This is a genomic window from Methylobacterium sp. J-026, from assembly GCF_022829585.1.
Taxonomy (GTDB): domain Bacteria; phylum Pseudomonadota; class Alphaproteobacteria; order Rhizobiales; family Beijerinckiaceae; genus Methylobacterium.
Window position 1 is genome coordinate 99,431 of the sequence record NZ_JAKSYC010000156.1, and the last position, 9,840, is coordinate 109,270.

Consider the following 9,840-nt stretch of genomic DNA (forward strand, 5'->3'; position numbering starts at 1 on the left):
CTGCCCTCACGCCGTCAGCGGCACCTCCAGCCGGAAGCAGGCCCCCCGCGCCCGCGGCGGCGTCGTGAGGCTGCCGCCGAGCTGGCCGGTCAGGCTTCCGACGACCCGCATGCCGAGGCTCTTCGAGGCGCGCCCGATCGCGAAGCCCGGGGGCAGCCCGACCCCGTCGTCGGCGACCTCGACCACGAGGCCCTCGGGCCTGGCCTCGGCCCGGACCCGGATCTCGCCGCCCTCCGGATGCGTCCCGGGCGGGTAGGCGTATTTGAGCGCGTTGGTGACGAGTTCGTTGACCAGGAGCCCGATCGGGATCGCCCGGTCGGCCGAGATCCGGTGCGGGGCGGCCGTGCAGACGAGCCGCTGGCCCGGCTTGCCGCTGGCGAGATTGGCCACGAGCTTCTCCAGGAACGGTGCCAGATCCAGCTCGCCCGGAACCCCCTCCCCTCCGCCTTGCCCTTCGCCTTGCCCTTCGGCCTCGTCGCCTTGCCGCCAGAGCTGGTCGTGGACCCCCGCGATCGCCTCGACGCGGCTGCGCGCGTCCGACAGGGCCGCCCGCACGGCCGGCTCGGCCTCGGCGGCGCGGGCCTGGAGGGCGAGCAGGCTCGCCACGATGGCGAGGCTGTTCTTGACCCGGTGGCTCATCTCGCGGGCCAGGAGATCCTGGCGGGCGAGCGCGGCGCGCAGCAGGCTCTCGGTGCGCTGGCGCTCGATGGCGCCGCCGAGCAGGTTGGCGAAGCCCTGCATGAAGGCGATGTCGGCCTCCTCGAACATGCCCTCGCGGGTGTCGTCCACCTCCAGCACCCCGAAGGCGCCGTCCCGGTTCTCGATCAGCACGTTGATCGCCCGGCGGATGCCGTGGTCGGCCATGAGCTGGGGCGTGCGGAACCGGGTCTCCGCGGCGAGGTGGTTCGAGATCACCGGCCGGCCGGTCTTGAGGGCGAAGCCCGCCGGGGAGGCGAGGTCGGCCCCGACCCGGGCCCGACCGATCACCTCGGGCCCCCAGCCGACGCCCGCCAATACCAGCAGCGAGTCGGCGCCGCGCCGGTATTCCAGGGCCTTGCAGAACTCGGCGCCCATGCCTTCCGCGCACAGCGCCGCGGCCCGCTGTAGCAGGTGGTCGACGTCGGTGCCGCGCAGGGCCTCGACGCCGAATTCCGACAGGATCGCCTGCTGGCGCAGGCGATAGTCGAGATCGGGACGCGCAAGCCCCCGCGGCGCGCTGGGGCTGGGTTCCACTTCGGTCAGGTCGGTCTGTGCGGTCATGGAGGGCGGCAGATTAGCAGGAAGACAGTCCCGGTGCGATGCGCGCGTGTCGGCGATGCCGCACCCGTCGTCGCACCCCCGCCGGCATCCGGAGCCGCCGGCCGCGTGCGGCGTTCGTCCGTCGGGCCCGACCCCGGGGCTGCACGCAGGGATCGCAGGCGAGGACAGCAGGCATGGCCGACGACGTGAACGGACTCTCCGACAAGGCGCTCTCGATCTTCGCCTTCGCGGCCTACCATCGGCTCGTCAGCGGCGAGCGCGTCACCTCGGTGATCCGCCGGGACGGCGCCGGCCACGAGGCCGATCCCGAGGGCGTCACCGAACTGGCGGGGCGCGGCCTCGTCACCGCCGGAGAGGCCCAGATCGACCTCGGCGAGACCGCCCAGCAAACGGTCGAGGCGATGGTCGAGGCCCTGCGCCGGACGGTCGGCCGCTGAGGCCGGCACCCACCGGCGCGACCGGCGCCGCGCCCGTCGACCGGATGCCGATTCCGGGGCGTGCGCTCCGGTCCACCGGGATGCGCGAACGCGCGGTCCGGCGTGACGGTCTCGAGGGATGCGAGTGCGGGGGCGGGTCTCGGCGGCATGGCGATCTTCTTCACCGCGGACACGCATTTCGGCGATCCGCACATCCTCCGGCAGCGCCGGGCCCGGTTCGACACCGTCGAGGCCCATGACGAGGCCCTGGTCGCCGGCTGGAACGCCGTCGTCGGCCCCGGAGACAGCGTCTGGCACCTGGGCGACTTCGCCGCCCATGCGAGCCGCGCCCATTGCGCGGCCATCTTCGCCCGGCTGAACGGGACGAAGCGCCTGATTCGGGGCAACCACGATTCGAACCGGGTGCTGGATCTGCCCTGGGCGGAGCCGCCCGTGGACAGCGCCCGCCTGTCGATCCCGGACGCCGAGGGCCGGGAGCACCGCCTGTTCCTCTCGCACTACGCGCATCGGGCCTGGCCGGGCCTGTGGCGGGAGACGCGCCACCTCTACGGCCACAGCCACGGCTGGCTGGCCGACACGACCCGGTCCTGCGATGTCGGCGTCGATGCCTGGGACGACCGTCCGGCCGCGCTGGAGGCGATCCTGGCGCGGCAGGCGGCGGCCGGGCACGCACCGGAGGAACTCGCGGCCCACGGGCTGCGCTGACCCCCGGACCGGGGTGGGACGATGCGCCATCGCTCCAGTCCCGAAACTCCGTGCGGCCGGGCGGTTGCCGTCGCCCCGCCGCGGGCCGATGTAGGAGGCATGCCTCACTTCGAACCCCAGAACGCCGCCCCGAGACCCGCCGCTTCCAGACAGGCCGCGCGGACGGGCCCCGGCGGAGCACCCGCCGCCCTGCGGGTCATCCCGGTCGCGGGCGGTCCGGTCCTCGACGCGCAGACGCGCGTGCGGCTCGGCCGCCAGCTGCGGGCGATGTACGATCCGGTGATCGACGAGGTCCTGGATCCGCGCCTGGCGGAGCTGCTGCTGCAACTCGACGCGGACCGGGCGGACGGCGCTGCGCGCTGAGGATCCGAGGGGGCTCCCGTCGGTGGATCGGGGGGATGTCACACCGACGGGAGCCGAGCCGAGCCGACGGATCGGCCCAACCCTCCTCATATCGCCCAGGTCTGTGCCCGGGCGCTTTTACCTAAGTCAAATTCCTGATGAATACATCTGGATAAATGCCGAATTTGATCGTTCGACGTTGAAAACGGCGCTCGCCGCCGATCAGGCCGTGGTGCCGGTCACCGACAGCATCACGCCGTCGCTGCCGATCTCGTCCCCTCCGTAGCCGAGCATCCGCGCGAGCTGCTCGCGGGCGCGCCAGACGCGGCTCTTCACGGTGCCGATCCGGCAGTTCATCACGGCGGCGGCTTCCTCGTAGCTGAGGTTCTCGATCGCCACGAGGACCAGCGCCTCCCGCATCATCGGCGCGAGCCGGTCGAGGGCCGCGCGCACATCCTGGAGGTCGAGGTGGCCGCCCTGCTCCGGGATGCTGGTCAGCCGCTCGGCGTAATTGCCGTCGGTGTCGGCGACCTCCCGGCCGTGCTTGCGGTGCTGGCTGTAGAAGACGTTGCGCAGGATCGTGAACAGCCACGCTTCCAGATTGGTGCCGGTGGTGAAGCCGCCCCGGCCGCGCCAGCCGCGCAGCAGCGTGTCCTGCACGAGGTCGTCGGCCGCCGCCGGGTCGCGGGTCAGGGAGACGGCGAAGCGGTGCAGCGCCGGCACCACCTCCAGGAGGCCGGCGCGGAAGGACGCCTCCCGCGCGCCCGATTCCTGCGCGAGCGCGGTCTCGAGGCGGGCCAGGAGCTCGGCGAAGCGGTCCGAGGCGGACCCCGGCGCCGGGCCGATCCGGTCGTAGGTATGGCCGAGCAGGCTGCCGAGATGGGCGCGCACGGCCTCCGGCAGGCCGTGCCGGGCTTCCTCGACGGGATCGAAGAGGGATGAGCCTGCGGTGTCGGGCATTCAGGTCCGGGCGTCGGCGCGGGCCGGTCGAACCCGCGGGATCGTTGTGACGTGCCCGGGCGGCCGATGCCGCAACATGGGTTAGCGCTTTCCCCGAAGGCCATTCGGCCGCGGCCGCCGGCCTGGGTGGTTCACCGTCCATGTTTCAACTGCAGGGCGAACCGTTGCACGCGATGCGGCGTTCCCCTCGCAGCTGCGGCTCTTCGGACGCGTCGTCACACGCCTCGGAATCTCCGCCCCGTCGCCGGCCCGACCCCGTCCGAGATCCGCCATGCCAGCCCCCGAACCCGCCCGCCCCGAGGATGCCGGTCCTCAGGGACCCGCCTCCATGGTCTGGACGCTGGCCCTCGCCACCGCGCTGATCGGCGTGGTCGCCCTCCCGCGAACCCGCCCGCACGGGGGGCGGCCCGCCGGACCGGCCCCCGCCCAGGACGGGGCGCGCCGGCCGTCCCCCGCGCATGCGGGGGACGCGGCGCACGCCGTCGCCCGCAGCCAGACCGATCGCGGGCGCGCCGCCGCGGGACCCACCGAGATCCCCGCCAAGGGCTGGAAGGATATTGCGCTCCGCACCTATCGCGCCATCGGCGAGAACCGGCTCTCGCTGATCGCGGCCGGCGTCACCTTCTTCACGCTCCTGGCGATCTTCCCCGCGGTGGCGGCCCTGGTCTCCTGCTACGGCCTCGTGGCCGACGCCTCGACCATCAACGACCAGCTCGCCAGCCTCCAGGGCATCCTGCCCCAGGGGGCGCTGGAGATCGTGGGCGACCAGGTCAAGCGCCTGAACGCGCAGGGCGACACCACCCTCGGGTTCAGCCTGCTCCTCGGCATCGTCCTGTCGATCTGGAGCGCCAACGGCGGCATGAAGCACGTCTTCGACGCGCTCAACCTCGTCTACAACGAGCGCGAGAAGCGCAACGTCGTCATGCTCAACCTCGCCTCCCTCGCCTTCACCGCGGGGGCGCTGCTGTTCCTCGTCCTGGCCCTGGCGGCGGTGGTGGTCCTGCCGGTGGTGCTGTCCTATGTCGGGCTCGGCACGGATGCGTGGTGGCTGACGCTCCTGCGCTGGCCGACGCTGCTCGTGGCGGTCCTGTTCGGCCTCGCCATGCTCTACCGCTACGGTCCCAGCCGGGACGCCCCGCGCTGGCGCTGGGTCACGCCGGGGGGCGGCCTGGCGGCCCTGCTCTGGCTGGTCGCGTCGCTGCTGTTCTCCTGGTACGTCGCCCATTTCGGCAGCTACAACAAGACCTACGGCTCGCTCGGCGCGGCCATCGGATTCATGACCTGGATCTGGCTCTCGACCATGATCGTGCTGGCCGGCGCCCAGGTGAACGCCGAGATGGAGCATCAGACCGCCGAGGACACGACCGTGGGCGAGCCGGAACCCCTGGGCACGCGCCGGGCGCACATGGCCGATACGGTCGGGGCCGCCACGTAGACCGTATCGTTGACCGTTGCCGCGCGGGATCGCCTGTCGACCCGATCGCGTGGATTCCGAGGGGATCGTCCCTTTGGCGGCGTCTCGGGGCAGAGCCCCGCGGATGGTGCAGGGCACTGCCCTGCACCATCGAGGGACCAGGATGGCTCCGTTCGAGCCGCGGGTTTCGGGCGAAACGCCGCGGTCGCGGTCATCCGCCGAACCTTGCCTTGCCGCGTCCGCGGCCGATCTGTGCGAAACGTCGTGATTCACGGCAGGTCGACCGGCAGACGATGCACATCCACCTCGACGCGCTCGGCGGCGTCGCCGGCGACATGTTCGCCGCCGCGCTGCTGGACGCCTTTCCCGAACACCTGGAGGGCGTGCGCGCCAGCGTGCGCGCGGCCGACGCGGGCATCGCCTGCGCGGTTCAGGCCCACAACGACGGCATCCTGCGCGGGCTGCGCTTCGCCGTCTCGGCCCCCGGGGCGGACCGGGCCCCCGCGCCGCATCGGCACGATCACGGTGGGCACGATCACGCAGAGCACGCCCACGCAGGGCACACCCACGCCGGACACGCCCACACGCACCACGATCACGGGCATGATCACGGCGATGACGGGCCTCACGGCCATCGGCCCTGGTCGGAGATTCGTGCCGCGCTGACGGCGGCCGAGCTCGCCCCCGCCGTCCGGGCGCATGCCCTCGCCATCTTCGGCCACCTCGCCGAGGCCGAGGCCCGGGTCCACGGCCTCGCGGTCGAGGCGGTGGCCTTCCACGAGGTCGGCGCCGTCGACTCGATCGCCGACATCGTGGCCGCCGCCCACCTGATCGCCGCCCTGGAGGCGCGGAGCTGGAGCGTTTCGGCCCTGCCGCTCGGGTCCGGCCGGGTGAAGACCCAGCACGGCCCCCTCCCCGTCCCGGCGCCGGCCACGACCCTGCTGCTCGAAGGGTTTTCCACCCTCGACGACGGCGTGCCCGGCGAGCGCGTCACCCCCACCGGGGCGGCGATCCTGCGCCATCTCTGCGGCGACGCTCCCGGGCGGGGCCGCCCCCGGGGCATCCTCGGGCGCACCGGCATCGGCTTCGGCACGAAGGTGCTGCCGGGCCTGAGCAACTGCCTGCGCGCCCTGGTGCTGGAGGATGACGCCGCCGCGGGGAGCCGGCGGGATCTCGCGGTGATCGCCTTCGAGGTCGACGACCAGTCGGGCGAGGATCTCGCCCTGGGCCTCGACCGGCTGCGCGCCGAGCCCGGGATGCTGGACGTCGTGCAGGCCCCGGTCATCGGCAAGAAGGGCCGGATGATGGCCCATATCCAGGCCCTGGTGCGGCCGGACAGCCTGGAGGCCGCCATCGAGGCCTGCTTCCGGGAGACCACCACGATCGGCCTGCGCTACCACCGGGTGGAGGGCGCGGTGCTCGACCGCGACGCCCGCACGGTGGAGCAGGGCGGCCGGCCGGTCCGGGTGAAGGTCGTCGACCGGCCGGGCGGGCGCACCGCCAAGGCCGAGGCCGACGACGCCCAGGACCAGGCGGGCCACGCGGCCCGGGCGACCCTGCGCCGGGAGGCCGAGCGCCGCGCGCTCGAGCAGGAGGAGGGGCGGTGACGCGCCGGCATCTCGAATCGGTCCTGTCGGGGCTCGGCCCCGTCGCGGTGGCGGTGAGCGGCGGGGTCGACAGCCTGACGCTCGCCACCCTCGCCCACCGGCTGGCGCCGGGGGCGACCCTGGTGGTCCACGCGGTCTCGCCGGCCGTTCCCGGGGAGGCGACCGCCCGGGTCCGGGCCGAGGCCGCCCGCGAGGGCTGGGACCTGCGCGTGATCGAGGCCGGGGAATTCGCCGACCCGGCCTACCGGGCCAACCCGGTCAACCGCTGCTTCTTCTGCAAGACCAACCTGTACGGGGCGGTCCGGCAGGTCACCGACCGGCAGATCCTGTCGGGGGCCAATCGCGACGACCTCGGCGAGTACCGCCCCGGCCTCGACGCCGCCCGGACGCACGGCGTCCGCCACCCCTACGTGGAGGCCGGGTTCGACAAGGCGGCGGTCCGGGCGCTCGCCCGCGACCTCGGCCTCGGCGCGGTGGCGGAGCTGCCGGCCGCGCCCTGCCTGTCGAGCCGGGTCGAGACCGGCATCGCCATCGAGCCGGAGACCCTGGGCTTCATCCACGCGGTCGAGCGCCTGGTGGGCGGGGCCCTCGACGCCGGGGCCGGCGCCAAACGGGCCGTCCGATGCCGGGTCCGCGCCGAGGGCGTGGTGGTGGAGCTCGATGCCGAGAGCCTTGCCGCCCTCGCCGCGGAGGATCGCGAACGACTCGGGGCCGGCATCCGGGCGATCGCGCCACCGCGTCTGGCCGGGCTCGTCCGCTTCGCCCCCTACCGGGTCGGCAGCGCGTTCCTGACGGGGGCGTCCCCATCATGAGCGTCACGGAAGAATTCACCCTCGATTTCGCCCGGCCCGAGCGGATCGGGCTGGAGGAGGCGATCTACTGCGCCGGCAAGAATCCGGAACAGATCGACGCGATCCTGGCGACCGCCGGCGCCCGGGGCGCCTCGCTCCTCCTCACCCGCCTCGACCCGGAGAAATGCGCCCGCCTCCGGGAGATGGCGCGGCTCGACTATTGCCCGGTCTCGCACACGGCCGTGTTCGGCGCGCCGCCGGAGGTCAGGGGCCCGGCCCGGGTCGCCGTGGTGGCGGCCGGCACCTCGGACGTCCCCGTCGCCCGCGAGGCGCTCCGGACGCTGGCCTATGCCGGCCGGGCCGCGACACTCTTCGCCGATGTCGGCGTCGCCGGCCTGTGGCGGCTGACCACGCGGCTGGAGGAGATCCGGGCGCATCCGATGGTGATCGTCGCCGCCGGCATGGACGCGGCGCTGCCGAGCGTGGTCGGCGGCCTCGTCGCCGGCGCGGTGATCGCCGTGCCGACCTCCGTGGGCTACGGCGTCGCCGCGGGCGGGCGCGTGGCCCTCGACGCCGTGCTGGCGAGCTGCGCGCCGGGCATCACGGTGGTCAACATCGACAACGGCTACGGCGCCGCCTGCGCCGCCCTGCGCCTGCTCAACGCGGCAGGACGCCTCGCCGAGGAGCGCGAACGATGACCCGGTACGACCTGTTACCTCCCCTCACCCGGACATCCGCGAACGGAGACAGCCGATGGAACGCCGCAGCTTCCTACAGGGCGCCGTGCTCGGCGCAGGGCTTACAGGGACTACTCTGGCGGGCGCCGGCAGCGCAGGTGCGGCCGTGAACGCCCCCGCACTCCCGAACACCCGCCCGCAGGACCCCGCCGACCTGCCCTTCGTCACCGATCCCGGCGAGCGCCGGGGCGAGATGCTCTACCGGACCTTCGGCAAGACCTCCGAAAAGATCTCCGCCATCGGCATGGGCGGGTTCCACCTCGGCAAGAGCGCCGTGACCGACGACGAGGCGACCCGGCTGATCCATGCCGGGATCGACCGCGGCATCACCTTCATGGACAATTGCTGGGACTACAACGACGGCCGCTCCGAGCTGCGCATGGGCGCGGCGCTGGCGCAGGGCGGCTACCGCGACAAGGTCTTCCTGATGTCCAAGATGGACGGGCGGACCAAGGCGGAGGCGCTCAAGCAGATCGACCAGTCACTCCTGCGCCTGCGCACGGACCGGATCGACCTCGTCCAGCACCACGAGATCCTGCGCTTCGACGATCCCGACCGGGTCTTCGCCGAGGGCGGCGCCATGGAGGGTTTTTTAGAGGCCAAGAAGCAGGGCAAGCTGCGCTACATCGGCTTCACCGGCCACAAGGACCCGCGCATCCACCTGCAGATGCTGGCGGTGGCGCAGGAGCGGGGCTTCCACTTCGATTCCTGCCAGATGCCGCTCAACGTGATGGACGCGCATTTCCGCTCGTTCGGCCATCTGGTGCTGCCGCACCTCGTGGCCGAGGGCATCGCGCCGCTCGCCATGAAGACGTTTGGCGACGGGGTGATCCTGAAGGCGGACGCCCCGATCAAGCCGATCGAGTACCTGCACTTCTCGCTGAACCTGCCGGTCTCGGTGGTGATCACCGGCATCCAGAACCAGCGCGACCTCGACCAGGCGTTCGAGGCGGTGAAGACCTTCGAGCCGATGGACAAGGCGGCGGTGGCCGAGCTGCTGTCGCGGTCCAGGCCCTACGCGCTGGAGGGCAAGTACGAGCTGTTCAAGACGAGCGCCACCTTCGACGGCACCGCCAAGAACGCGGCGTGGCTCGGCGAGGATGTGCAGAGCGTGCAGAAGCTCGCGCCGACGATGGAGTAGGGCAAGGACCGGGTCGAACGCCGTTCGAATGGCGCGCGCTCCCTCCCCCCTTTGCGGGGGAGGGTGGCCCTCGCGTCAGCGAGGGTCGGGAGAGGGGAGCGCGGCTTCAGAAAGAGGCGAGGCCTTCAAGACGGACAATAGCGTCCTCCTGCACCGTCGCTCCCCTCTCCCGACCCGCTTGGCGGGCCACCCTCCCCCGCAAAGGGGGGAGGGAGAGGTGGCCCCCCTCTACGCCACGTCCTCCAGCCGGATCGGCAGCCTCCGGATGCGCCGCCCGGTGGCGTGGTGGACGGCGTTGGCGATGGCCTGGACGAGGCGACGATCGGCATCAGCGGCCGCTCCACCGGCATCGGCGACGGCCTCGGGCTGGCCCTGCGCCGCCTGGACCCCCGGGATGCCGGGGCCGAGGCCGAACCCGGCGCCGCGAAACCCGCGAAGGCCGTGAT

Annotated in this window: 11 protein-coding genes; 8 read left to right on the forward strand and 3 right to left on the reverse strand. The window is 72.9% G+C overall.

What is annotated here, in order from left to right:
* Positions 1-6: 6 nt before the first annotated feature.
* Complete coding sequence (locus MKK69_RS14655; RefSeq protein WP_243968838.1) at positions 7-1,260, reverse strand: sensor histidine kinase; 1,254 nt, start codon at positions 1,258-1,260, stop codon at positions 7-9.
* A gap of 173 nt (positions 1,261-1,433) precedes the next feature.
* On the opposite strand from MKK69_RS14655, the gene MKK69_RS14660 reads away from it, so the two are divergent.
* The 3 genes from MKK69_RS14660 to MKK69_RS14670 all read left to right on the forward strand — a co-directional run bounded on the left by MKK69_RS14660 (position 1,434) and on the right by MKK69_RS14670 (position 2,765).
* Entirely contained in the window at positions 1,434-1,697 is a 264-nt protein-coding gene (locus MKK69_RS14660; RefSeq protein WP_243968840.1) for a hypothetical protein, read from the forward strand.
* Between the two features lie 147 nt (positions 1,698-1,844).
* The gene (locus tag MKK69_RS14665; RefSeq protein WP_243968870.1) at positions 1,845-2,402 is read left to right on the forward strand and encodes a metallophosphoesterase; all 558 of its coding nucleotides are present in this window, start codon (positions 1,845-1,847) and stop codon (positions 2,400-2,402) included.
* A 99-nt stretch (positions 2,403-2,501) separates the two neighbouring features.
* A complete protein-coding gene (locus tag MKK69_RS14670) occupies positions 2,502-2,765 on the forward strand; it encodes a hypothetical protein (protein WP_243968842.1) in 264 nt (87 codons plus the stop codon).
* 201 nt (positions 2,766-2,966) lie between these two features.
* Here MKK69_RS14670 and MKK69_RS14675 read toward each other — a convergent pair whose 3' ends face one another.
* A complete protein-coding gene (locus MKK69_RS14675) occupies positions 2,967-3,704 on the reverse strand; it encodes a sigma-70 family RNA polymerase sigma factor (protein ID WP_243968843.1) in 738 nt (245 codons plus the stop codon).
* A 271-nt stretch (positions 3,705-3,975) separates the two neighbouring features.
* Here MKK69_RS14675 and MKK69_RS14680 point away from each other — a divergent pair, with 271 nt between their 5' ends.
* The 5 genes from MKK69_RS14680 (at position 3,976) to MKK69_RS14700 (ending at position 9,394) form a co-directional block, all read left to right on the forward strand.
* A complete protein-coding gene (locus MKK69_RS14680; protein WP_243968845.1) occupies positions 3,976-5,139 on the forward strand; it encodes a YihY/virulence factor BrkB family protein in 1,164 nt (387 codons plus the stop codon).
* A gap of 272 nt (positions 5,140-5,411) precedes the next feature.
* Entirely contained in the window at positions 5,412-6,725 is a 1,314-nt protein-coding gene (locus MKK69_RS14685) for a LarC family nickel insertion protein (RefSeq protein WP_243968847.1), read from the forward strand.
* On the forward strand, positions 6,722-7,537 hold the full coding sequence (locus tag MKK69_RS14690; protein WP_243968848.1) for an adenine nucleotide alpha hydrolase: 816 nt from the start codon (positions 6,722-6,724) through the stop codon (positions 7,535-7,537). The genes MKK69_RS14685 and MKK69_RS14690 overlap by 4 nt, the downstream gene beginning before the upstream one ends.
* A complete protein-coding gene (gene larB, locus MKK69_RS14695; protein WP_243968850.1) occupies positions 7,534-8,214 on the forward strand; it encodes a nickel pincer cofactor biosynthesis protein LarB in 681 nt (226 codons plus the stop codon). The genes MKK69_RS14690 and larB overlap by 4 nt, the downstream gene beginning before the upstream one ends.
* Before the next feature lie 55 nt (positions 8,215-8,269).
* Positions 8,270-9,394: an aldo/keto reductase gene (locus MKK69_RS14700; RefSeq protein ID WP_243968853.1), complete on the forward strand. Its 1,125-nt coding sequence runs from the start codon at positions 8,270-8,272 to the stop codon at positions 9,392-9,394.
* 228 nt (positions 9,395-9,622) lie between these two features.
* Here MKK69_RS14700 and MKK69_RS14705 read toward each other — a convergent pair.
* The coding region (locus tag MKK69_RS14705) for a hypothetical protein (protein ID WP_243968872.1) at positions 9,623-9,840 on the reverse strand (218 nt) is incomplete at its 5' end.